23 protein-coding genes are annotated in these 22,965 nt (G+C 53.5%); 5 read left to right on the forward strand and 18 right to left on the reverse strand.

Annotated elements, in window-relative coordinates; all coding sequences use genetic code 11:
• Positions 1-43 precede the first annotated feature (43 nt).
• The 9 genes from J4772_RS29805 to J4772_RS29845 all read right to left on the reverse strand — a co-directional run bounded on the left by J4772_RS29805 (position 44) and on the right by J4772_RS29845 (position 10,555).
• Positions 44-1,165, reverse strand: a complete 1,122-nt coding sequence (locus tag J4772_RS29805; protein WP_247741243.1) for an outer membrane protein assembly factor BamB family protein — start codon at positions 1,163-1,165, stop codon at positions 44-46.
• A gap of 250 nt (positions 1,166-1,415) precedes the next feature.
• Positions 1,416-1,568 (reverse strand): hypothetical protein, encoded by a 153-nt coding sequence (locus tag J4772_RS29810; protein WP_209072679.1) that lies wholly within the window; start codon positions 1,566-1,568, stop codon positions 1,416-1,418.
• A gap of 17 nt (positions 1,569-1,585) precedes the next feature.
• A complete protein-coding gene (locus J4772_RS29815; protein ID WP_116059794.1) occupies positions 1,586-1,897 on the reverse strand; it encodes a ferredoxin family protein in 312 nt (103 codons plus the stop codon).
• Positions 1,897-3,192: an FAD-dependent oxidoreductase gene (locus J4772_RS29820; protein ID WP_209072680.1), complete on the reverse strand. Its 1,296-nt coding sequence runs from the start codon at positions 3,190-3,192 to the stop codon at positions 1,897-1,899. The genes J4772_RS29815 and J4772_RS29820 overlap by 1 nt, the downstream gene beginning before the upstream one ends.
• A complete protein-coding gene (locus tag J4772_RS29825; protein ID WP_209072681.1) occupies positions 3,176-4,210 on the reverse strand; it encodes an electron transfer flavoprotein subunit alpha/FixB family protein in 1,035 nt (344 codons plus the stop codon). Before J4772_RS29825 ends, J4772_RS29820 begins: the two co-directional genes overlap by 17 nt.
• Complete coding sequence (locus J4772_RS29830) at positions 4,207-5,043, reverse strand: electron transfer flavoprotein subunit beta/FixA family protein (protein ID WP_209072682.1); 837 nt, start codon at positions 5,041-5,043, stop codon at positions 4,207-4,209. Before J4772_RS29830 ends, J4772_RS29825 begins: the two co-directional genes overlap by 4 nt.
• A 157-nt stretch (positions 5,044-5,200) precedes the next feature.
• Complete coding sequence (locus J4772_RS29835) at positions 5,201-6,646, reverse strand: HD-GYP domain-containing protein (protein ID WP_209072683.1); 1,446 nt, start codon at positions 6,644-6,646, stop codon at positions 5,201-5,203.
• Between the two features lie 96 nt (positions 6,647-6,742).
• Complete coding sequence (locus J4772_RS29840; protein ID WP_209072684.1) at positions 6,743-7,189, reverse strand: hypothetical protein; 447 nt, start codon at positions 7,187-7,189, stop codon at positions 6,743-6,745.
• Between the two features lie 279 nt (positions 7,190-7,468).
• Complete coding sequence (locus tag J4772_RS29845; RefSeq protein ID WP_209072685.1) at positions 7,469-10,555, reverse strand: glycoside hydrolase family 16 protein; 3,087 nt, start codon at positions 10,553-10,555, stop codon at positions 7,469-7,471.
• A gap of 318 nt (positions 10,556-10,873) precedes the next feature.
• Between J4772_RS29845 and J4772_RS29850 the strand changes: the two genes are divergently transcribed.
• From J4772_RS29850 to J4772_RS29865, 4 genes are read left to right on the forward strand one after another with little or no spacing between them, the layout of a single operon-like run.
• Positions 10,874-11,524, forward strand: coding sequence for a hypothetical protein (locus J4772_RS29850; protein WP_209072686.1), 651 nt, complete (start codon positions 10,874-10,876; stop codon positions 11,522-11,524).
• Positions 11,508-12,050, forward strand: coding sequence for an accessory gene regulator B family protein (locus tag J4772_RS29855; protein ID WP_209072687.1), 543 nt, complete (start codon positions 11,508-11,510; stop codon positions 12,048-12,050). Before J4772_RS29850 ends, J4772_RS29855 begins: the two co-directional genes overlap by 17 nt.
• Positions 12,037-12,165, forward strand: a complete 129-nt coding sequence (locus tag J4772_RS29860; protein ID WP_209072688.1) for a cyclic lactone autoinducer peptide — start codon at positions 12,037-12,039, stop codon at positions 12,163-12,165. The genes J4772_RS29855 and J4772_RS29860 overlap by 14 nt, the downstream gene beginning before the upstream one ends.
• Before the next feature lie 9 nt (positions 12,166-12,174).
• On the forward strand, positions 12,175-12,546 hold the full coding sequence (locus J4772_RS29865; protein WP_116059784.1) for a LytTR family transcriptional regulator DNA-binding domain-containing protein: 372 nt from the start codon (positions 12,175-12,177) through the stop codon (positions 12,544-12,546).
• A 620-nt stretch (positions 12,547-13,166) separates the two neighbouring features.
• On the opposite strand, the gene J4772_RS29870 is transcribed toward J4772_RS29865, so the two are convergent.
• The 6 genes from J4772_RS29870 to coxB form a co-directional block, all read right to left on the reverse strand.
• The gene (locus tag J4772_RS29870; protein WP_209072689.1) at positions 13,167-13,628 is read right to left on the reverse strand and encodes a DUF420 domain-containing protein; all 462 of its coding nucleotides are present in this window, start codon (positions 13,626-13,628) and stop codon (positions 13,167-13,169) included.
• 118 nt (positions 13,629-13,746) lie between these two features.
• Entirely contained in the window at positions 13,747-14,646 is a 900-nt protein-coding gene (gene ctaG, locus J4772_RS29875; RefSeq protein ID WP_209072690.1) for a cytochrome c oxidase assembly factor CtaG, read from the reverse strand.
• A gap of 110 nt (positions 14,647-14,756) precedes the next feature.
• Positions 14,757-15,080 carry a cytochrome C oxidase subunit IV family protein gene (locus J4772_RS29880; RefSeq protein WP_116059780.1) on the reverse strand — a complete coding sequence of 108 codons (324 nt, stop codon included), beginning with the start codon at positions 15,078-15,080 and terminating at the stop codon, positions 14,757-14,759.
• 1 nt (position 15,081) lies between these two features.
• Positions 15,082-15,702 (reverse strand): cytochrome c oxidase subunit 3, encoded by a 621-nt coding sequence (locus tag J4772_RS29885; protein WP_209072691.1) that lies wholly within the window; start codon positions 15,700-15,702, stop codon positions 15,082-15,084.
• Positions 15,699-17,504: a cytochrome c oxidase subunit I gene (gene ctaD / locus J4772_RS29890; RefSeq protein WP_209077519.1), complete on the reverse strand. Its 1,806-nt coding sequence runs from the start codon at positions 17,502-17,504 to the stop codon at positions 15,699-15,701. The genes J4772_RS29885 and ctaD overlap by 4 nt, the downstream gene beginning before the upstream one ends.
• Positions 17,505-17,584: 80 nt before the next feature.
• On the reverse strand, positions 17,585-18,616 hold the full coding sequence (gene coxB, locus J4772_RS29895) for a cytochrome c oxidase subunit II (protein ID WP_209072692.1): 1,032 nt from the start codon (positions 18,614-18,616) through the stop codon (positions 17,585-17,587).
• Between the two features lie 448 nt (positions 18,617-19,064).
• Here coxB and J4772_RS29900 point away from each other — a divergent pair, with 448 nt between their 5' ends.
• The gene (locus J4772_RS29900; protein ID WP_209072693.1) at positions 19,065-19,787 is read left to right on the forward strand and encodes a YhcN/YlaJ family sporulation lipoprotein; all 723 of its coding nucleotides are present in this window, start codon (positions 19,065-19,067) and stop codon (positions 19,785-19,787) included.
• Positions 19,788-19,869: 82 nt separating this feature from the next.
• On the opposite strand, the gene J4772_RS29905 is transcribed toward J4772_RS29900, so the two are convergent.
• The 3 genes from J4772_RS29905 to J4772_RS29915 form a co-directional block, all read right to left on the reverse strand.
• Positions 19,870-20,058, reverse strand: coding sequence for a hypothetical protein (locus tag J4772_RS29905; RefSeq protein WP_116059776.1), 189 nt, complete (start codon positions 20,056-20,058; stop codon positions 19,870-19,872).
• A 319-nt stretch (positions 20,059-20,377) separates the two neighbouring features.
• Positions 20,378-21,169: an FHA domain-containing protein gene (locus tag J4772_RS29910; protein WP_116059775.1), complete on the reverse strand. Its 792-nt coding sequence runs from the start codon at positions 21,167-21,169 to the stop codon at positions 20,378-20,380.
• A gap of 110 nt (positions 21,170-21,279) precedes the next feature.
• On the reverse strand, positions 21,280-22,953 hold the full coding sequence (locus J4772_RS29915) for a long-chain-fatty-acid--CoA ligase (protein ID WP_209072694.1): 1,674 nt from the start codon (positions 22,951-22,953) through the stop codon (positions 21,280-21,282).
• Positions 22,954-22,965 lie beyond the last annotated feature (12 nt).

Below are 22,965 nucleotides of genomic sequence, written 5' to 3' on the forward strand. Positions count from 1 at the left end.
TCACGGATAAAATAAAGCTTCTACTCCCGATCGCCAATCTCCTTTACTTAGTCAGAGACGAGGGCAAAGCTACGGCGTAAATTTGGTCCTCGGCCTGAATGATCGCCATCCCGTTCTCCACTTTCGCGGTCCCAAACTGTCTCGCACCCGTGACAAGCTTGCCCGCCACCTTGCCAGTGGACGCGTTAGCCAAATAGACTTGCCCGTTCGTTAGCCCGATAACGGCGGCTTGGCCAAGTAAATCCAGCTGCGCGATGGGGTTCGCGGGCCCGTTAAAGACAATGAATCCGTTGCCTCCATCCTTAAGCCCAATCAGCTTCTGGTTGACCTCGAAATAGAGTCGGCCGGCATAAGGTCCAGCCAGAAACTTCTCGTGATTTTCGTAAACCCGCGGCGTCTGCTTCTCCGGCTCGTGATCCAGCGAGAACACGGACACCTTGCTCCCCCCGGACTTAATCTGCTCGATGTAGATCGATTTTCCTTCGATTATGACCGCCGCCGCATTGTTTCCAGCCACGTCTTCTTCCGGAATATAGGAGAGCGTTTTGGCGATCTTCCCCGTCTTGACGTCCACTTTATCGATGACTGCCGCAAAGCCGTTATCGAGCACGGGCCAATTGTTGCGCAAATACAAGTAACCGTCCTGTTCGTGAAGCACGTCGGAATGCGTGCCGTCCAGCTCCCAGAGCCGCTTGCCCGAGGCTGCTTCATAGCCGTAGAAATGTATTGTCGTTATCGCCCCGTTCTCGACTCCGGATACGACGGCGATTCCCCCATATGTGCCCTGATATTGAGGCGATCCTATTTCCTGCGATTTGGTTTTCCACTTTCTCTTGCCCGTGGAGGCGTCATAGGCGGACAGACTGTCAAGCTCAGTCACGTATAGCGTTTTTCCGTCCCTAGCAAGAGAATAGAAAGCGTCCTCGGAAGCGTCGGCGATTTTCGTTTTCCAGCCGGCCGCCGTTGCGATTTCGGACGCTCCTCCCCCCGCAACATCGGCTTGAAGCTGCCACTTGGGCTTGAGGATCGGCGTCTTGTCCGCAGCCATAATTCCATACTCGCGCGAGTAGGTGGTTTTCCCTGCCGCCTCGGCTTGGCCGGCGACAGCGGGCAGAACCGAAGCAAGCAATGCCAGCGACAAAGCTGCGCCAGCCGCTTTTCTCATGAGTTGCACAGATTTTCCCTCCATGTTCTGCGCCTTGAAGGCACTGTATAGATTGAACCTTGAATGTGCAATGCCCATTGGACTGATTTTCCCGATGTCTTTGGTTCAACTGATATAGACGCAATGAATGGGGTAAAGTTTCATCTTCCGCCCTGTCGAACCGCATCCCGGCCGTTCTCCGGCAACACAAACAACCGCGATCCCATGAGGAACGCGGTTCTCTTCCAGTATGAGTCTGACCATTGGCCGCCTACGACTTCGCTTCCCATTTTCTCAACCGTTCGCCAAGCTCCCAGCTGCTAAAATGATCTTCCCAGATGATATGGTACAGATTGTCGTGAATTTCGACGATTACCCCATGCGTGCCGTCCTGCACATAGACCACGTGATCGCCAACCTTCATCCCGAGTCCCACCTTTGTCATCCGAGTCGAAAAACGATGCCGTGGCCGCCTTTCGGATACACCCATTTGATGTTCTGATGAGGACAGCCGATGCGGCAGCTTCCGCACTCGTGGCAGCCCTCGTAGCCGACGTGCATGCGCACCTCTTCCCATTTATAGACTTCGGCCGGGCAGAAGACGGTGCAGATTTTATCCGGACAACTCGTCAGGCATACTTCCGTGTCCATCACATGCAGATGAGACTGCGTATCGGCGTTAAAACGAAGCAAATATTGCTTCTCCTCGATGCTTGCGCCCTTGGCTGACGCTGCCGGCTGCGTTTCGCCCATCACTTCATCACCCTCCACGCGCGATACAGGTCGCGGGCCATTTTGATCTTCTCCTTGGCCGGTCCGATGTCCCTCCAGATTTTCCTTTGCTTCTCCCGCTTGGGCATGCCGTCGACGGTCAGCATTTGGCTCGCCGCCCGGTTCATCATCGGAATGTATTGCTCAAAATATTGCGGGAACTTGTCGAAATGGTGGGTGGCGTCCTTGTACTTCTTCAGATCCTGACCGACGAAGCCGCTCATCAGCTTCTTGCGATAATCGTCAAGCGCCGCCTCCGAGAAGTCGCCTCGTTCTCTCGCCGCGACAATCGTCTCCGCCGCAAGTCTCCCCGACGTCATAGCCATGTTGGAGCCTTCGCGATGAATGGCGTTCACGAGCTGCGCCGCATCTCCCGCGACGAGGACTCCTGCTCCGACAACTTTGGGCATCGAGCGGTAGCCACCCTCGGGAATCAGATGAGCCAGATACTCCTGAGCCTCGGCGCCTTGAATGTAGGGACGGATCATCGGGTGCTTCTTCACGTATTCCATTAGCTCGTAGGGCTTTATTTTATGCTTGATCAGACCTGAAAGCAGCGTCCCGACGCCAATGCTGAGCGTATCTTTGTTCGTGTACAGGAATCCGGTGCCGAGGATGCCCTTCGTCGCATCGCCGAACAGCTCGATCGTGCAGCCCTGACCTTCCTCCAGATTAAAACGATCCTCGATGATCTTCTTATCGAGCTTCAGAATTTCCATCGTCGCCAGCGCCACTTCGTCCGGACGGAATTCCTTATGGAAGCCGAGCTGCTTGGCGAGCAGGGAATTGACGCCGTCCGCCAGCACAACCACATCGGCGCGCAATTCCCCATCCGGCCGATCTGTCCGCACGCCGGCGACTTTGCCGTCCTCGACGATGCACTCGAGCACGACCGTCTCGTTCAGCAGCAGCGCGCCCTGCTCCACCGCCTTGGCCGCGAACCATTGGTCGAACTTCGCGCGCAGTACGGTGAAGTTGTTGTACGGCTCTTCGGCCCACTCCATGCCTTTGTAGGAGAACGTTACCGCCGATGTCTTATCCATCATCATAAATCTCTGCTCGACGATCGGCCGTTCGATCGGCGCTTCTTTATGGAAGTCGGGAACGATCTCCTCCATCATCTTGCGGTACAGCACGCCGCCCATCACGTTCTTGGAGCCAGGGTACTCCCCCCGCTCGATCAGAATGACATTAACGCCGGCCTTCGCCAGCTCGTAGGCGCAGGCGGTTCCGGCCGGCCCCGCTCCTACGACGATCGCGTCAAACTTTTCCGGCATCGGCCTCTTCCTTTCTTCCCAACGCGGATTTGAAAGCCTCGGTCAGCATCGGCACGATCGTGAGCGCGTCGCCGACGATGCCGTAATGGCAGGCCTGGAAGATCGGAGCCGCCGGGTCCTTGTTGATCGCGATAATGAGCCCCGAGTTCTGCATGCCGACCAGATGCTGAATCGCTCCCGATATGCCGATGGCAAAATAAATTTTCGGCGTCACCGTCGTTCCCGTCTGGCCGACCTGATGATGATGGCCGATCCAGCCCGCCTCCACGACGTCCCGGCTCGCCCCGACGGCGGCGCCGAGCGCTTCCGCCAACTGCTCCACGATTTTGAAGCCCGCCGGACTTCCCAGTCCCTTGCCGCCCGCCACGACAATATCGGCCTCGTCGATCCGGATGCGGCGCGTCGTCGAACGGACGATTTCCAGTACCTTCGTGCGAATATCCTCTTCCCTCAGCGGCAAGCATTCCTCGACGACAACGCCGGAGGCTCCGACTTTACGAGGTAGCGCTTTCATGACTTTGAGGCGAACAGTCGCCATCTGCGGACGATACTTCTTGCACAGAATCGTCGCCATAATGTTCCCGCCAAAAGCCGGCCGGCTGGCGAGCAGCAGTCCGGTGTCCTCCTCCACGTCGAGCTGGGTCGTATCCGCCGTCAAGCCGGTCGGAAGATCGGTCGCCACGGCGCTGGCCAGGTCCTTGCCCGTCGAAGTCGCCCCGTACAACAGAATTTCCGGCTTATGTTTCTCCACGCAAGCCAGCATTGCCCTCATATAGGTTTCAGTTCGGTAGAAGCGATAGATCGGAGCGTCGTATACATACACTTTGTCGGCTCCGTATTCGAACGCCCTATCGGCCAGCGCGCTAATATTTTCCCCGATCAGCACGCCGGCCAGCTCGGTCTTTCTCTTATCCGCCAGCTGTCTGCCCGCCCCGAGCAGCTCCAGCGAGACGGGAGCGATCGCCCCGTCCTTCTCCTCGATAAACACCCATACTCCGCGATAATCCTCGAAGCTCAAGAAGCTCCACCTCCCGTAGCCGCAGCAAACAGCTCTTGGCGCGACATTAAAATGTCCAGCAATTGAGAGACTTGCTCTGCCGGCGCTCCTTCCAGTATCTTGCCTCCCTGCGGCTTCGGCGGCGCCCACACGGAGCTGACGATCGTCGGAGATCCCTTCAGTCCAAGCTGCGTCTTATCGATGTCCGACAGATCGGCGACCGCCCAAATATGCGGCTGATAACGAGCGGCGCGGAGCATGTTCGGCAGCGAGGAGTACGGAACCTCGTTGATCTCCTTCTCCACCGAGAGCAGACAGGGCAGCTCGGAACGCACGACCTCGTAGCCGTCCTCGAGCTTGCGGTGAACGATGGCGCACTTCATCTCCTCGTCGATCTCGACGACTTTGTTGACGGACGTGAGCGGCGGCATATCGAGTCTGCGGGCAATGCCGGGCCCGACTTGACCGGTGTCTCCGTCTATCGTCATTTTGCCGCAGATGATCAGATCGATCGGCCGGGTCTGAGCGATCTTCTCCAGCGCCTTCGTCAGCGCATAGCTGGTCGCCAGCGTATCCGCGCCCGCGAACGCCCTGTCGGTAATCATGTAGCCTTCGTCGGCGCCGATCTCGATGCACTTGCGAATCGCCTTGACCGCGGGAGGCGGTCCCATCGTCAGCACGGAGACGACGCCCCCGTAGCGATTGCGCAGCCTGACCGCTTCCTCTACCGCATGGGCGTCATACGGATTCAGAATGGCCGGCGCGCTGGAACGATCCATCGTGTTCGTCTTCGGGTTCATCTTGATGATCTTCGTGTCCGGCACCTGCTTGATACAGGCGACGATATGCAGCATGAGACTCACCCTTTCCGCTCTATCCGGTCGACTGCCCCGGTTCAAACCTTTCCACTTATCTATATTAAGCGGAGAGCCGGATAATGACTGGGTTTGTCCTTGCAGTCGCAAAACAAATCGCCGCCCCACATCCCGGAGAGGATGAGAGCGGCGTTGGCTAACCTTCATGCTCGAACGAATACAGTCGACGAATCGAGGAGTAAGCAAGAGACGTTGTCGACGACACGCTTGAACTCCCCTCAACGGCTTGCTCCCAGGCGTCCAAGCATTTCGGATCGAAATGCGTTCCCCGGTTTTCGCGAAGAATCGCCATGGCCTGCTCATGAGACATCGCTTGGCGATAAGCGCGGTCAGAGGTCAGCGCGTCGTACACGTCGGCTACGGCTACGATGCGCGCCAAACGCGGAATCTGCTCCCCTGCAAGACGGTCCGGGTAGCCTTCCCCGTTCCATTTCTCATGATGCGACCGGATAATTTCCAGCTCTTCCTTCATAAAACCGAGCCGCCTGCACATCTCGTAGCCTCTGGCCGGATGCTGCTCGATGATCGACCGCTCTTCCTCAGTCAAACGGCCCGGTTTGTTCAAAATTTCGTCGGGAATGTCCAGCTTGCCGATATCGTGAATGATGGAGCCTTGCGACAGAGCGCGAAGCTGATCCGGCGGGAGCTGAAGCTCCTGGGCGATCTGCATCGCGTATAGCGTCACCCGCAGGTTATGGCCGGCCGTATAGACGTCCTTGCTTTCCGTAGCGGCCATCAGCGCTTTAACGCTAGGGGACATGGATTCGGTAACTCTTTCGATCGGGTCCGTCGTAAATAGCGCTTTCAGCGCGCCGGCGAGCGACTTCTTGGCCGCGTACTGACTCTTTAATCCGACCAGCATGACAACCATCGAAGCGAGAAGAAGGAAGTGGTACAGCCACCAGCTCAGCCGCCAAGTCTCTCCGGTTGCCATAATCAGTTGGGACACAATCAGCCATCCCGCACTGTATACAATAGAGAGCTGCAGCGGAAATCTCGAATACTCGTAAGCATGGTAATAGCGATAGATGGTATAGCCGTTAATCAGGATTACGAGCGCGATAACGATGCCTTTAAGCGGATTAGAATTTAACGGGATGAATGAAATGGCATCGGGGTACAGCAACGATAAGCTGCCCAGCACTGCCAAAATGGCCGTCCAGAGAGGCAGCATCTGTTTCTCGAAGCGGATGAAATAGCGAATGAACGGGTGATCGGTTGGCAGAGCGGACATCCATAACCAGAAGGTCGCCAGCAGCACGCTGAGCGATGCGGCAACGCCGGGCAAATGGGTGGCGTGCAGCAATAGATTCGGCGTAGACAAACCGTGCACCATGAACACTTCCGCCAACGAGACGAAGGCTAGCGAGAGACAGCTGATCTTGATGTTGCGCGCCCGCCGCCCCGCAAGACCGACAGCGAAAGCGATCAGCACGGACAGCAGCGCGACGGCGCTAACCACATAGAAGTGCCCTCTCGGCAAGCTCAGATGAACGTCCCACGATTGTCCTCTTACCATCTCGTACAGCAGATAAGGCAGCAGAATCCCGGCCGCCGGTCCGATCATTCTTCTAGTCTTCATCGCAAGCTATGCACCTCGTTAGGAGTGGAAGAATTCCCCTTGGAAATCTATGCTTCTCAAGTGTAACACCCGATGCCTGCTCCCAACAATACGAGGCTAATTGATTTCAAAAGAAATCGGAGTTGTGGATAAGCTGTATGCGTGCGATGCGGCGGAGAATATCGTTTTCGTCTGAACGATCGCACTATACTTGCCGCTGGCCAGTCGAATATCGTTGACTTCTTTGTCGTATGCATCCTCTTTCGCCATCGACTCTTTAGGAATATCGAAATCGATAAACCGAACGATTTCTCCGTTACTATCATCCTTAATCGTGATTAGAAATGAGGGTGACTGATCGAATCTCCTCTCCCCTTCTCCGCTGTATCCGAAGGATGAACGCAGCCGTATGTCTTCTTTTTCTTGGAAGCTCCCCTTATTGACTCCCAAACTCAAATAAAAATCATTGGCTTCTACCGTGCTTTGAATTGGAGTCTGCTCGGAAGCGCTGCTGCATCCCAACAACAACAGACAGCAAACCGCTAAAGCAATGCATGACCTCATCCTCCCCGGCTCCTCTCTGTAGAGAATATTCAAAGACCTTCCTCGTTAAGAAAAAAAGGGCAAGTTGCTCGTTCTTGAAGTCGACGACTGTCCGAAGCGACATATTAGCTTGATTATCCTATTTTAGCAACATTAAAGAAGATTTCAACCTAGTATTGGCTCCTCATCAAAGTTACGAGGCTCGACAGTTCATAATAAACGAAGCCCCTGTTTCCCATAAAGAGGGGGCAGAGGCGTTCGCCTGAAACAGCTATTTCGCTCGCGTTTTACACTGTGTTTTTAAAGCGCTGGAGCCTTCGTCTCCGTTAGCGGCGCACCGTCTACTTTCAGAGCAAGATTTTGATACACGTCGCCGTTCAATTGGGCGCGAACCATGATTTGCTTGCCCTGCGTGGCGTTCCACGCGGCAGTCAGGTTACTGCCGGCCAGAGTTACGCCGCTGCCGCTCAGATCCACGGTCGCACGGAGCGTGACGTCCTTGGAAAGAACATACTGCAGCGTTTCGTCAGGAATTGGGTTATTGTACTGGTCATATACCGTGGCTTTCACGTCGAGAGTCTCGCCAGGCGCAATCGCCATCGCCGGGTGGTCAAAGAAGATCCGATGCGGCTTGGGCGCTTCGCCAAAAACTTTGATATGTTTGGTTTCCTGGAACTTGGCCCTGTCGCGGTTCCCTTCATTGGCGGCGCTTTCCCCAACAACCGTAAATTTTCCGCCAAAGTAGCCGCTGGAATGTCCGGAATCGGCCAGACAAGCCGTCAGGAAAATATCCTGATCCATGGCGGCGTTGGCCGCGACGCTCAGCTCTCCCGTGTCTGCGTTCAAGACAAGACCGTTCATTGTCGTCGCGCTGAAACCCGCAGGGTACGTCACGCTTGCCCCGCCAACCAGATTTATACTTCCGCTTGCTAACGGCTTCGAGCCGCCGATGTCGTCGGAGAAACGCCACTTGATGGACAGATGGGGTTTTCCGGAAATATCGTAAGGCTTCCCGAACTGATCCAGTACTGTGGCGGATAGATTAACGGTCGATCCCTGTTGAAAATAGTCCCATGAAGTGTTGTGGCGGCCTTCCACAGATTTGCCTTCCGCATCCTTCAGTCCGTTGATCACGATGGACGTAGGGACCGGATCTTTCTTCTTATAAATGCGGAAATAGTCGAATATCGCTTCCTTCGGCCAGTATCCGTGATCATGCCCGTAACCGTCGCCTTCATCGTTGCGCCCCAGATAGACACTGAGAATCGTTAACATGCGATAGTCTGCGGTACGAGTGGAGACATAAACCGGACGGCCGTCGATGTACATTTTCGTACCGGTTTCATCCCATTCAAATCCGTAGATATGGAACTCCTGATACGCATCTCTCCCCCCGGTGTAGCCGTCCTCGGTGTGCGTCGTGTAATTATATTTTCCGTAAGGACTAGCGACCGGGTTAGGTATCTCGCTTACGTCTACGCCAGCCCACCAGCGTCCTTCGGCGGGATGGGACGGAGACGAGCGGGAGCCGTTCTTGTGAATGACCGGGAGCCAGCGATTGTATTCTCCGTTCGGGCTGTTCTTGTCGGCCGTAATCTCCAGAATGTCGTACTCTACGCCCTGGTCGGTGGTGTAGAATACATAGTTGCCCCAGCCGCCGGGGCCGAGGTCGTACATTTGCGAGCCGCTGCCGTCGCCGTATCTGGTTCCGGCAGGCTTCGGACCGGACAAAGCCTGAGTCGGATGCGAGTCGTCCTGAGCACCGATCATCCACCAGGCGAAGTGTGCGCCGTCGCCGGTGCTGGGCAGACGCAGGCGAGTCTCGAAGTAGCCGTACTTGGTAGTCACGAGGCCATCAAAATCGGGCAGGTTCGGATCTAGGGCATTGCCGCGCCCCTCTTCCAGCAAGTGCTGGTGGTGACGGTCGCGGGAATAGAGAGAAACGATAGGCTGATCGCCGCCGTCGTTGGTGCCGTTGAAGCCCTCGCTAAAGTCGGGCCGCTGTTCCTTGGTCCCCAGCGCCAGATAACCGTCGCCGTTCTCGTCTTTCACGATTTCATATTTGGCTTCGCTGTTGTCCTTGTTGATCGCCCAACTGTTCAGATACTGAGGAATCCACGCGGTCGTATCCAACTCAGGTCCGTCAAACTCGTCATTGAAAAACAGTTTCCAGTCGACGGCATTCTTTCCTTCCGGGCCATCCTCTGCTTTGCGGGTCGGCCAATCCTTAATTTTAGCGTCCTTGACGATCCGCACATTGCGCGTTGCGGATACAGGCGTCCCGTTCACTGTGGCAGAGGCGGTAACGGCAATCGTCATCGTTTCCGCGGTATTCGGGCGAACGTAGAGCATCCCGTCGCTTCCGATCGTAATTCCGGGGATGTCGTTCTGCCCGGCCGCATTGGGGGATATACCCGCGTAGGAATACGTAACCGCCGGATCGTTCGCCAACGCGCCGGTCGAATCAACTACTCTGACGGGAAAATAACGCCGCTGGAACAGCGAGACAGGCACAATAATCGCATATTTTTCATTATCCAAGTCAGGAACGGTCATGTAAATCTGCGGTGCAGGCGCTCCTTCAGAGAGCCGTACGCCGTGAACGCCCATGTTCCCGCTCGAGTTGTTCAGGGAGAAGCTGACGGTCAGCGGCGCTTTGCCGGCATCTCCTGTATAAGTGAAGGAGAACTTTGCGGCATACCGACCGCTGATCTTGTTGGAGGCATTCTGGGGAGCTAGTGTCTCGGTTTTGGTATACGTGTATTGCCCGCCTCCCTGCTTGGGCATGGTTGCGCTGATAGTAAGCGTCCGGGCGGCTGTAGCCTGGAATGTGAGATAGACATCCAGCGTGCGCTCTACGCCCTCTGCGGATGGAGCGGTGAACTGAGCGGTTGTCGTTCCGGTGCGCACCACGGACCAGCTGCTGCTGTCTCCCGCCGGGTTTGTGCCGTCAATATAAGCAAGGCGGATATTTTTGCGTTCCTCGTTCTGGCCGTGTCCGCGGCTGTTGCTCACGGTACCCGCGAAGGTTGCTATCAGCAGATTCGCGTTGATTTTACGGTTGATCTTCTCACCGGTCCCGTCGTTGGTAAAACGCATCCAGTCGAGGATGTTGGGAACGCTCAGGTTATCTTCAATCTGCGGCACTCCCGGAACTGCAGTGTTGTTGGACACGCTGGAAAACGCGGTCGTCCCGGCCCACGGATGCCTTGCTTCGCCCGTAGACCACTTTGTGAACACATAGTCGTTATATTTTCTCGTGCCGGTTTGAGGATCGTTGTTGTCCTTGATCCCTGGCTCAGCCGCGCCCACTGCGCGATATTCCTTGTCGACTTCCGCATTCGCATGAGGCGTCACGAAGTTCGTTTTGTCGGTTTTATTCGTCACAATCTCGTGCCCCCTATCCATGATCGTTTTCCTGTCTAGAAACTCTTAACTCATTATAGAATTCACTAGAAATCGCACTCAATTATGAATCGTTTACAATCGTTTCAGATTTTTTACCCATGCGAGGTTTGGTGCTGCATCTTTAGCATACAGATTCGAAATATGATTGGCTGCTCTGGCACGACTCTGTCAGCTTGTATATGTGAATGAATCAATTTATGAAGATATGGAAAAAAAAGATTATTGATTTCAGATATTCCAATTAAAAAGAAAATTATGTATAATCTAGTCAGAGGCTGCCGAAAGGAGCGTAGTTGGTTGGAGCCAATTATCTACGTAGCGATTTATACCCTTGAAGCGTTTTGTACTATATCAGCCAGCTATATGTTGTTTCGGTTCCCCTTCAGAGAGTTTATTTGGAAGAAGCTTGTTTTGAGCGTTGTTCTGGCAATATTCTCCTACTCTTTAAGAGATATTACGGTTGTTAACGAGTTTACGATTGTTGTTCCTTTGACTTATCTTCTGACATACACCTTATTTATTAATTATGTCAGTAAAATTAGATTTTTGTGGGCATCCGTGATGATGACTACCGGCTATGCTGTCGTAAGTGTGATTCAAATGCTTGTAGTTCCTATTCTTGGTTTTTTCGGAATCAGTATTGAAATGGTACAAGGAAATCTTGGTTATTTGGCACTTGGACAGGTCCTAACCGCGGCCATTGTGATTCCCTTCTCCTTCATCTACTATTTTCACGGTTATGGGTTTACTTATGAATTTCCTTCATGGCGTTGGAAACATCTCTGGCTTGTTGTTCTTGAGCTCTTACTTATTGCCATCCTGTTACGTTTTGTATATATAAATATGCTACTTACTTTAATAATCGCTGCAATACTTACGCTGGTTGCACTCCTAATTCTGAGTAGAAGTATGGAGAAGGAGGAAATAACTAGTGAACTGGAGCTATAGACTTGCCAACCATCTTGCAATTAAAATCCACGCCGCAAACCCTCAGCACCCTGTCAGTCTTCCTGTGCAAAGATACGCAATCGAGACGGTCATATCATATACGATTATTAATTCCATATCATTAGGCATCGGCCTTATGTTCGGAAAGGCTCTACAAGTATTTATCGTAATGGTCGGTTTTTCTTTGCTTCGATTAATTACTGGCGGGCGGCACTTTTCTTCACCTACTGCATGTATTGTTACTACGATTATCGGATTTAATGCAGTTCCGCTACTAGCCGAGTATATTCATCAGCCGCTCCATACTTTTGTAATAACAGTAGGAAGTCTGATCTTGTGCACCGTATTCGCCCCTCAAGGAAAGCGCTCTATTATAAAGCAGCACCATATCATTAAGCTGGCAGGAGGGGCGATTATAGCAGTTAATTTTATTGTTGAATCGCCATCTCTCGCTATAGCATTTCTCCTGCAAACCTTGACGTTGGTACATTTTATCAGAGGAGGTGAGGCGAATGAAAAAAATTAAGCTAATGGCTCTGTTCACGATTTCGACTGTTTTAGGACTAGTTGCCTTTGCACAAGCTTCCTTTGCATGCCAATATGCGTTGTATGACCCTGAAATGCCTGAAGAATTGCAGTAGGAGGAGCTTATGGAGTGGATCAAGGAGCTCCCAGTAAGTAGAGACCCTAAAGGTGCAACTGGCATCGTGTCGTTGCCAATGGACTCCATTCTATACATCCACTTCTATGAAGCTACAATTCAAGTCCACACCGCAGCTGAAAAATTTTACTTTACGCTAGGGAGCAATCTGAGCGTACTTGTCGATAATCTCAACAACTCGGGCTACCAATTCGAGAAGACAGACCGTGCTCAGGTCGCGGATTATCGACGATTAAGTCGTATTGAGAAAACGGAGTTTTTTCAATACAAAGGTTATTTCGAGGGAACGGAAAAGTATGTTATTTTCTCGGAGAGCAATTACAAAAGAGCTTTAAAAATACTAAGGGATCGCTCGGAGTAGAGCGATCCCTTAGTATTGCAGGCTGTTATAGTTCCCCATCGCACCCTAGCCTACCCTTTATGCCCATATGCGTTACGCCCCACTGTATCAAGCTAAGCTGACTTGCGCGGCTTGTTTTAGGGGCATTTTTTTGGCCTTCACGGGGCTGGGCCACAGCCCCTAGGCACTTTTTTGGCCTACACGATGGCGGCGACGCAGCTCCGAGGCACTTTTTGGGCCTTCACGGGGGCGACGATGCAGCTCCGAGGCACTTTTTTGGCCTTCACGGGGGCGACGATGCAGCTCCGAGGCAATTTTTTGGCTTCACGGGGGCGGCGACGCAGCCCCAAGGCACTTTTTTGGCCTTCACGGGAGCGGCGACGCAGCTCCAAGGCACTTTTTTGGCCTTCACGGGGCCGGGCCCGCAGCTCCGAGGCACTTTTTTGGCCTTCACGGGGGCGGCGACGCAGCTCCGAGGCACTTTTTGGGCCTACGCGATGCCGAGGCCGCGCTCCAAAGCACACTAACCTGCCCGCTTACTAGCTCGCAGAAGGCTACAGCTTCCGCAGTCGCCAAATCAAATAAAAAGCCGCCTCCCGATAACATCAATCAAGATGTTATCGAGAAGCGGGCTTCATCGATTACCCAAATATCGCCTGAATGACCGGCTTCGTGTGGCCGCCCGGATACATGAGGTACAGCAACACGTAGACGGTAACGCCAGTAATGACGGTAGCGAACCAGATCGTCGCGGTCGTTCGTCCAATCTTCCGATGCTTGGCGAACTTCTTACGGAACGCCAATGTCAGCGTCGTGATGCCGAAGACGGCAGCTACGGTCGCCAGTACGATGTGGAAGAGCAGGAAGATCAAGTAGACCGTTTTTAAGCTGTCGGGTCCGTTAAACGTCGTATTGCCGATGAAGATCGTGCGGGATACGTAGATGATGAAGAACAAGCTCGCCGCGATCGCCGCCGCGATCATCACCTTCTCGTGCGCCTCGCGCTTCTTCAGGACGATCAGCCGCCAGCCGATGGCGACCAGAATCCCGCTAATTAGAATAAAGCTCGTGCTGACGAGCGGAAAAATCTCATACCAGGACATAAGCTTCCACCTGTTCTATCGCCGGATAGGATATTCCAAGCTTTTTCCTCTATTGTACCTGTACGAACGGCCTAGTTCAAACGTTTAGCCGGATCGTCACACATTGTTAATAACTAGCTTACTCCGCCGCCGGCTCCAGCACGCTGTCTTCGTCGCGGGAGCGATCCCTGCGATACCATTGCATGAACACCGTATACAACGCCGCAACGTTGATAGCTTCCTGCAACAGCTTCATAACGATTCCGCCAAGCTGCTGATCGTCCGTTGCGCTCATCAGGTTAAAAAAGTTCGGACCTTCGAACTGCTTCAGCAGCTCCGCCGGATCTCCCGACACGCAATACCCCATAGCTTTGGCCCAAACCTCTGGATCGTTATAAACTCCGAATAACGGCTTTCCGGCGAAGATGATCATCACGCATGCCGGCGTAAGCAGCAGACCGCTCATGAAAATATAGGCCAAAGTCAGCATATGCGACATACGCCGCCACTCCGGAATCGGACAGTATACATGCCACCACATAGACATTGCGCTTAGAAACATCAACGCGTAATAAATCCGGTGAACCGTGAAATGCGTCATGATCCAGTCATGGTTGTCCGGCATGTGGTACATGGAGAACAGCATAACGAAGGCCAGCATACCAACGATCGGATTCGTCAAAACGCGGAATATTTTCTTCTGCCAGAATGCCCCCCCGAACGCGGCGCGCCACAGCCAATCCGGTATGCCGTAGATTAGCATCGGCGGAACGAGCATATAAGCGAGCGCCATATTGGTCATATGGAAGGTGAACATCAAGTGCCCCAATAAGCTCAGCGGCCCGCCTTGGGTCAAATACAGCAACAGAATCGCCGAAATGAACGAAAGCTGGCGCATAACCGACACAGGCGCGCTGGCTGCGAAATGATGCCTCCAGGGTCCGACCACGAACGTGTAGAGGACAACAATCACCATCATGAAGATCATAAACGCCGGACTCCACAAATCTGTGAAAGAGAAATATTCCAATCCCATCATTGTCGCCGACCTCCTTTCGAATGCAGAATGCAAATTGCAACAGACAGATCCATGAAAAAAGAGAGGACGGATTGCGGCCCGCCTCTCTGAAATTTGCTACTGCCCGGGAATTACCACCAAACCCAGTACAGCGCCATGATGACCATCGTAATTACGACGATAGCTCCGCCGATGATTCCGATAATCGGGAACAAATGTCCGCGATCCTTCATATGCATCCAGTAAGCCATCTGAATGATGACTTGAACGACGGCCATCGCCACCAAAATGATGTACGTGAACGTCTCATTGATTTCGCCTGCAGCTACTGCGGCAAAAGCGATGATCGTCAAGGCAAGGGAGAGAATAAAGCCGACGACATGCTTCTGTGGCCCCTCTACCTTATGACGCTTAGGAAGCTCATTGGAAGCCGTCTCGTTGTGATTGCTCGACAAGTTAACCAGCCACCTTTCCCATCAAGTAAACAACGGTGAAGATGAATACCCAGACAACGTCGATAAAGTGCCAGTACATGGCGGAAATGTACACTTTGGGCGCGGTAACGACCGTAAGCCCTTTTTTGAATACTTGGCCGATAACCAGCGAGATCCAGAGTACCCCGAAAGCAACGTGGGCGCCGTGGAAGCCGACCAGCGTATAGAACGAAGAGCTGAATGCGCTCGTCGAAAATCTGTGGCCTTCGCTGGCATAGTGCCAGAACTCGTAAATCTCCAAACCAAGGAACCCAAGGCCCAGCAGGACCGTTATGACAAGCCATGCCACCATCGATTTCTTGTTATGGCGGTGCATGGCCTGAACCGCGAACACGCTCGTCAAGCTCGACGTCAGCAGGATCATCGTTGCACCGAAGATCATCGGCAGCTGGAATAGCTCTGCAGCTGTAGGGCCGTCGCCGATATTGTGGCGCAAGGCCAAGAATGCCGCAAACAATGTTCCGAACAAGACTACCTCTGCTCCCAAGAACAACCAGAAGCCCAAAATTTTATTGCGGGCCTCCAGAGTCGCTTTCTCCGGTTCGTGAGGAAGATGCCCTTCTACGTGGTTGTGTGCGCTCATGCTTGCACCTCCTTATCCTGATCTTCCGGTTCGATATGGAAACCGTGATCGTCGACCAAAGAACGGATAGCCATGCAACTTAGCGTAATTGCCAAACCAGCGCCTGCAACGATCAAATGGTCGTACATAAATCCGAAGCCGGCGATAAACAATCCGATACTCATAAAAAACGGCAGAATCGACGGAGAAGGCATGTGAATCGAGCCAACCGGTTCGGCCGGCGTCATCGCAGTCTTCCCTTCCATCTTTTCCTTCCACCAAGCATCGTATCCGCGAACGAGCGGAGTCTGCTTAAAGTTATATTCCGGCGGCGGTGATGGAATTGTCCATTCGAGCGAACGTCCGTCTTCCCACGGGTCGTTGGACGCATTGCGCGGCTTCGCCCAAGTAATGAAGATGTTGATCACGAATGCGATCGTCCCGATCCCCATCAAGAACGCGCCGATCGTACTGATGAAGTTCATGTTGTCGAAGCCTTGACCGCCCAGGTACGTGTATACACGACGCTGCATGCCCAGCAAACCAAGGAAATGCTGAATGAAGAACGTCATGTGGAATCCGATAAAGAATGTCCAGAACGTAACTTGGCCAAGCTTCTCGTTCAGAACGCGTCCGAACATTTTCGGCCACCAGTAGTGCAAGCCGGAGAAAATACCGAGAACCAGACCGCCGACGATTACGTAGTGGAAGTGGGCCACGACGAAATACGTATCATGGTACTGATAGTCGGCCGGCGCGGATGCGAGCATTACGCCGGTTACGCCGCCCATTACGAAGGTCGGAATAAATCCGATTGCGAACAGGCTCGCCGTATTGAAGCGAATCGAGCCGCCCCAGAGCGTGAACAGCCAGTTGAAAATTTTAACCCCGGTCGGAACCGCGATCAGCATCGTTGCAATCGAGAACAAACCGTTGGCTACCGGGCCGAGTCCTGTCGTAAACATGTGGTGAGCCCATACCATGAACCCGAGGAACGCGATCAGTACCGTCGCGAATACCATCGAGCTGTAGCCGAACAGACGCTTGCGGGAGAACGTGCTGACGACTTCGGAAATAATTCCGAAAGCCGGAAGGATCAGGATGTATACCTCGGGGTGACCGAACACCCAGAAAATATGCTCCCAGAGTACGCCGTTACCGCCGTTGGCAACGTCGAAGAAATTCGCGTTGAACAACCGGTCGAACATGAGTGCGACCAAGCCTACCGTCAAGGCAGGGAAAGCGAATACGATCAGAGCGGACGTAATGAAAATCGCCCAAGTAAACATCGGCATTCTCATGAACGTCATGCCGGGAGCGCGCATGTTGATGATCGTCGCCATAAAGTTAATACCGCCGAGCAGCGTACCAATACCGGCTATTTGCAGACCGAGGACGTAGTAATCGACCCCTTTGCCTGAACTGTAGTATTCACCAGCGAGCGGTACATAAGACGTCCACCCCGCATCCGGAACCGCACCCGCGAACCAGCTCAGGTTAAGCAGCAATCCGCCGAAAAAGAACGTCCAGAAGCCAAGGGAGTTCAAGAACGGGAACGCAACGTCGCGCGCGCCGATCTGCAGCGGAATAACCGCGTTCATCAATGCGAACAACAGCGGCATCGCCGCAAGGAAGATCATCGTTGTTCCGTGCATGGTAATCAATTCGTTAAAAGTGTCACCGGCGACGACATCATTCATCGGCTTAAGCAGCTGAATCCGAATGATGACCGCCTCCAATCCGCCGATCAGGAAGAAGAACAATCCCGCGATCAAATACAGGATGCCGATCTTCTTGTGGTCGACGGTCGTCAGCCAATCCATCAAGCCGCTATAGCGCTTGACCTTGTGTCCATGTGCATGTGCTGCTGCCAAGGCCACGTACCTCCTTCAGTTCCCGCTGATTAATAGTCAAGCTTATATTCAGCCAAATACTTGGCTATGCCTGCAATCTCTTCCTGCGTCAAATCGAAGTCTTGTGCGCCAGGCATCATCGCGCCTTTCTTGACCTTCTGCGGATCGGTAATCCAATCCTTCAGGTGCTGCTCGATGCCGCCGCCTTCGTCGTTGAACAGAATGCCGGCAACCGTCTCGCGACTGCCGAGGCCGGTCAGGTTCGGCGCGCTGTTGCCGCCGTTCTCTCCTACCGCGTGGCAGCTAAGGCACTGAGCGGTAAACTTCTCGGCGAGCTCCGCATCAGCAGGCATAACCGCAGGAGCCTTCATCGACGCAACCCAACGGTCGAACGATTCAGGGCTAACAGCCTTGGCCTTAAATTCCATCAATGCGTGAGAAGGTCCGCACAGCTCCGCGCACTTGCCGCGGAATACGCCTTCTTTAGGGAACTCCAGGAACATTCTGTTGGTCGAGCCCGGGTTCGTGTCCATTTTTCCGCCGATTGCAGGAATCCAGAACGAGTGCTTAACGTCGGCAGCAGCCAGCTCGAAGGAGATCTTCTTGCCCGTCGGAACGATCAGATCCTGAGCGGTCGTAATGCCGTAATCCGTATACTCGAACTCCCACCAGTACTGGTGAGCCGTAACCTTAACCTGTACGGCGTCTTTATCCTTACTGTAATCTTTGGCGAAGCCGAATACGTTCTGAATCGTCGGCACTCCCAAGATAAGCAGCAGAATGATCGGAATAACCGTCCAGATCACTTCCAGCTTGTGGTTGCCTTCCACTTGCTTTGGAATCGCTTTATCGCCTTTCTTGCGGCGGAAGCGGATCAGAACGTAAATACAAATAGCGAACACGACGACAACGACCAATGTCATAATGCCAATGGACAGTTTCATCAATTCGAATTGTTTCTCAGCTACCGGTCCTTGCGGATTCAGAGTTGAGAGGTCTTCTCTTCCACATGCTGTCAGCAGCAGCACGAGTCCCGTCATCAGCGGCAGCAACCGCTTCATTACAGGCCACCGTTTCATCATATCAACTCCATTTTGACATTTTCATAGAAAAACGCATGCCTGTCCGGCAGACGTTCTCCACATGTACACCTGTTGGACCAAGCAATCCACATTTCACCCTCGAGTCCGAAAAATCCGCGATGCAGCGGTTTTTTTCCAAACTCCTGCCTACAAGTACTCTAATAAATATAAAGATTGTTCCTCCTTTTTGTCAATGTTCACAGAACAGTTCACAAATTGTTCTTAAAACTGTCAAAAAGGCCGCCATTCTAAGGATTTCGCATACTTAAAGGATCCTTCAAAGTGCGATTCGCGCTTGACATACGTTCATTATAGCCGGGATTGAAGCCGTATTCTTCCTCAACTTCTTTTTTCCATTTCGTCCGCTTTTTATGTGCGCTTCTGCGCGCATACTTTGCCCGCTTCGATCGAAGTCTATACGATAACGATTTGTCAAGGAGGGTTGTCAATGACAACGGCCCAACGTTTATGCTCGGCGGCTGCCGCAATCGCTCTGCTGCTCGCATCGCTGACCGCATGCAATTACAAATCTTATTTCCAGAAAAGCGCTCAGGATTACTCAAGCCGGACGGCCAACGATCCGAAAATGTCTCAAATGCGATCCTACGGCTCCTTAACCCCCAATCCGAAGCAGCATGAAAACCGTTATTTCGAATACAGTTCGGCGCTTTCGAACAAAGTGGCGTCTCTGCCCGGCATCAACACCGCGCTTGTGTTCGTTACGGACAAAAACGCGTACGTGGCCATTATGACCGACTGGTCAGCAACCGGAACAAAGGCAAACGGCGACGCTCGCGGCCGGGAGCAAGACAACACGGGAACGACCGAGGGCGTCTACAATGTCACCAACGGCAGCTCCAAATGGGACAATCGCCAAGTCGCGACGCCTTATAATTCGTACTATACGCATAAGGACGCGAGCGACCTGTCCACCGAATTGCGCCAAGTGATCGGGACGACCGTGCGCAAGCATTTTCCTAGGGCTCAAGAGGTGCACATTTCCGCCAATCGGGAATTCGTCAACCGGTCGCTCGAATACGCGAAAGAAGCTTGGATGAAAAAGTCGCTCTCGCCGCTTACGAAAGACTTTAATACCCTTGTCGGTTACACTTTCGGCAATGGCAACGAAATTCCGCTTCCCCTCTATTTAAAAAAGAAGACGAATCCTTAATTGTCTCAACCCCCGATACTTCCGCAAAAAAACAGCCCGGAGAGGCGCAATGCGCCCTCCAGGCCGATTGTCTGTTCACCGCTTATGAGGCGGGAGTGTTCAATTTGGTCAGCTCGCGTTCCACGAATACCGTCAATTCGTCTTCGTATCCGCCGGTAATCCGGTATTTGCGGATGTAATCTTTAACAAACTTGCGTGGATCTTTGGGTCGGAAAATTCTCGTCAGTTCTCGCAAACTTTCTTGAACCTCGTTGTGGCTGCGTTTGGCCATGCGATTCCCTCCCAGTGGAATGATTCCGTTCCTAATTGCCGGAACGGAGGCGTAATTCGCCACCGGAGAACCCACAAGCATAAACGTCAGTCGCCACACACGGCGACCTGGGCTTACGTTCGAGACGATTCGGAGAAGAATTGGAGATTAGGCTTCCCTGAATCTCTTACAAGGGTTCTTCCTTCAAACTCGATGTTCCACCGCTAGTTGCCATATAAGAAAACGTCCTGCATTATTTGATTATAACATTTATCGGCTGGGGGATAAAGCACAAAACGCACAGCCATTTACAAGCATTGCTTCGTTGCGCCGTTCGCCGCTATTCCCGTTCCGCATCTCTAACCTCGAACCAATGCTTCTCGCCGGACAGCGAAAACCGTTCTCCAGAATGAAGCTCGTATTGAACTCCAGGCTTCAACCGCTCTCCGTTGATTAAAAAAGTACCATTCGACGAGCCGTTATCTTCAAGGATAAACAACCGGGAATCTTCTCTGTACTTAAGCGTGCAATGCACCCTGCTGATATCCGACGCTTCGTAAGGAAATAAAATCGCGCAGCGCGCTGGGTCCCGTCCGATAGTCAATCTGCGATTCAGAATACGGAAACAGCTGCCCGCATGCTCTCCCTCGATTCCGCATAGCATCGGCTCCGAACCGTCGGCGGTCTCCGCTGCGCCAGGCAGCGGCAGCAATTGGGTCATGGGAATCGTGTAGTCGGTAAGCGAATGATCCTCTTCCCCTTGTTCCTCGTTGTCCTCGTCCTCGCTCGTCTCCTCGGCGTTCCAGCTCGAGGAGCTCTGGTCGTCATCCGATTCAGATTCGTTGCCTGCGGACTGAGCCGCTTCATTCTCCTTGCCCTTGACGGTCATCTGCAAGAACGCGACGACCGCGAATACTGCGACCGCAATTCCGATTCCGAGCGCCGCAAGCAGCGGAAGCGTGCCCATTTGCGCAACGTTGTTGATGACCCGGGCTTCGGATGCGAACGCGCGGCTAGGCAGCATAAACGCCGCTATCCCCGCGATAGAAGCGGATAATGGCATGCGGAGCCGACGTTCCCCGCGGAGCTTCAGCGGCCCCCTTTCTATTCGTGATCTGTTCCGTTCCGTCAACCCGCTCACCTCCTGCCGCCCTTCCTATTGTAAACGCTTTCCTCTTTAGTCAGAAAAGAAAAGTATATAGGACGTATTTACAAATATTATATCTAAAAAGGAAGGCGTCTTCAATTGCCCGACATGACTTTGCCGAGCTGCGTCAGCGGCAGGCTGTCTCTGAACTCGTAGCTGGAGGGGGCCTTATATGCGGCAAGCCGTTCCCTGCACCACCGGTCGAGCTGCATTTCCGACACTTGCCAGCCGTCCTTCGCGACGACAAGCGCTTTGATCGCCTCCCCGCGATACGCGTCCGGCACGCTAACGACGAAGGCCTCTTTAATCGCGGGATGCTCAAACAGCACCTCCTCCACCTCTCTCGGGTAGACGCGATAGCCGGCCGTCAGGATGATGTCTCTTTTCCGACCGATTATTGTAAAATACCCGTCCTCATCCATCGTTCCGATATCTCCGGTACGCAGCCAACCGTTCTGCAGCGCCTCCTTCGTCTCGCTTGGCCTGTTCCAATACCCCTTCATCACTTGCGGCCCGCGAACCGCAAGCTCTCCCGCTTCTCCAGGCGCAAGCGGCTCCCAGCCGGCCTCTCCGACAATGCGCGCATCCGTATCCGGAAGAGGAAGGCCGATCGTCCCGTTTTTGCGGAAGCCCCGAATCGGATTGCAATGCGTCACCGCCGAAGCCTCCGTCAAGCCGTAGCTTTCGATCATCTGCCCGGCCGTCAGCCGCTCGAACCGCTCCTGAACTTCCAGCGGCAACGGAGCCGCTCCGCTGATGCAAAGCCGGACGGATGCAAACTCGTTTTCCTGCGTCTGCGGATGGTACAGAAGAGCGATAAACATCGCCGGCGCGCCGGGAAAAACCGTCGGTTTGCGGCGTCGAATCGTCTCCAGCGCCAGCTCGGGTTCGAAGCTCGGGAGCAGCAGCAGCGTCGCCGCTCGGCTGACGGCCTGGTGGAGCAGCACATTCAAACCGAAAGCATGAAACATAGGAAGCGCAGCCAAAAACCGCTCCTTGCCGGCCTCGAGCCGATAGCTCCAAGCGTTCATTTGCTCTGTGTTCGCCAACAAATTGGCGTGGGTCAGCATAACCCCTATCGACTCGTTCGTCTCCCCTCCGGCGTATTGAAGCAGCGCCAAATCTTCGTCCGCATCCACCTCCTCGCACAGAGCCGAAGCTTTAGCCTGACCGACGAAAGACGACCATCGCTTTAATCCCTTTTCTCCTTTGTAATCGACCTTAAAGCTCGGCTGCTCCCTGCGCCTGTTCCTCGGATACAGCAGATTGTACGGGAAAGGCAATCCGTCCCCCAACGTCGTCAAAACGACATGCTTTAGAGCGGTATGCTCCCTGGCTTTAGTTATACAAGGCATCCGTTCGTCAAGCGCAATGAGCGTAGTCGCTCCGCTGTCGGCCAACTGTCGCTGAAGCTCGGATTCCGTATTGCTCGGGTCCGCCTGTACGACAACCGCTCCCGCCATTAACGCCCCGTAATAGGAGATAACGGCCTGCGGGCAATTCGGCAGCATAATGGCGACGCGATCCCCTTTGGACACCGGAAGGGACCTTAGCGCGTTCGCCATTTTGCGGCACTGTCGCAGCAGCTGTTTATACGTGCAGCTTCTTCCGAGAAAATCGAGCGCCTCCCGATTAGGGTAAGCTTCCGCCGCATCAATCAGGAGCTTGGCGACATTGTGTTTCGGGTAATCGCAAGAGGGCTTTACGAGAAGCGGGTATTTCCGTACCCAACGTCTGTCGTCCGAACGAACATCGAATGTTTCGACCATGCCGCGATCCTC

The sequence above is a fragment of the Cohnella sp. LGH genome, from assembly GCF_017671885.1.
Taxonomy (GTDB): Bacteria; Bacillota; Bacilli; order Paenibacillales; family Paenibacillaceae; genus Cohnella; species Cohnella phaseoli.

Bases quoted from the DNA above. Each gene is read 5' to 3' on its own strand.
- J4772_RS29805 (WP_247741243.1), bottom strand. From the start codon at position 1,165: ATGAGAAAAGCGGCTGGCGCAGCTTTGTCGCTGGCATTGCTTGCTTCG.
- J4772_RS29810 (WP_209072679.1), bottom strand. From the start codon at position 1,568: ATGAAGGTTGGCGATCACGTGGTCTATGTGCAGGACGGCACGCATGGG.
- J4772_RS29815 (WP_116059794.1), bottom strand. From the start codon at position 1,897: ATGGGCGAAACGCAGCCGGCAGCGTCAGCCAAGGGCGCAAGCATCGAG.
- J4772_RS29820 (WP_209072680.1), bottom strand. From the start codon at position 3,192: ATGCCGGAAAAGTTTGACGCGATCGTCGTAGGAGCGGGGCCGGCCGGA.
- J4772_RS29830 (WP_209072682.1), bottom strand. From the start codon at position 5,043: ATGCTGCATATCGTCGCCTGTATCAAGCAGGTGCCGGACACGAAGATC.
- J4772_RS29835 (WP_209072683.1), bottom strand. From the start codon at position 6,646: ATGAAGACTAGAAGAATGATCGGACCGGCGGCCGGGATTCTGCTGCCT.
- J4772_RS29840 (WP_209072684.1), bottom strand. From the start codon at position 7,189: ATGAGGTCATGCATTGCTTTAGCGGTTTGCTGTCTGTTGTTGTTGGGA.
- J4772_RS29860 (WP_209072688.1), top strand. From the start codon at position 12,037: ATGAAAAAAATTAAGCTAATGGCTCTGTTCACGATTTCGACTGTTTTA.
- J4772_RS29865 (WP_116059784.1), top strand. From the start codon at position 12,175: ATGGAGTGGATCAAGGAGCTCCCAGTAAGTAGAGACCCTAAAGGTGCA.
- J4772_RS29870 (WP_209072689.1), bottom strand. From the start codon at position 13,628: ATGTCCTGGTATGAGATTTTTCCGCTCGTCAGCACGAGCTTTATTCTA.
- ctaG (WP_209072690.1), bottom strand. From the start codon at position 14,646: ATGATGGGATTGGAATATTTCTCTTTCACAGATTTGTGGAGTCCGGCG.
- J4772_RS29885 (WP_209072691.1), bottom strand. From the start codon at position 15,702: ATGAGCGCACACAACCACGTAGAAGGGCATCTTCCTCACGAACCGGAG.
- ctaD (WP_209077519.1), bottom strand. From the start codon at position 17,504: ATGGATTGGCTGACGACCGTCGACCACAAGAAGATCGGCATCCTGTAT.
- coxB (WP_209072692.1), bottom strand. From the start codon at position 18,616: ATGATGAAACGGTGGCCTGTAATGAAGCGGTTGCTGCCGCTGATGACG.
- J4772_RS29900 (WP_209072693.1), top strand. From the start codon at position 19,065: ATGACAACGGCCCAACGTTTATGCTCGGCGGCTGCCGCAATCGCTCTG.
- J4772_RS29905 (WP_116059776.1), bottom strand. From the start codon at position 20,058: ATGGCCAAACGCAGCCACAACGAGGTTCAAGAAAGTTTGCGAGAACTG.
- J4772_RS29915 (WP_209072694.1), bottom strand. From the start codon at position 22,953: ATGGTCGAAACATTCGATGTTCGTTCGGACGACAGACGTTGGGTACGG.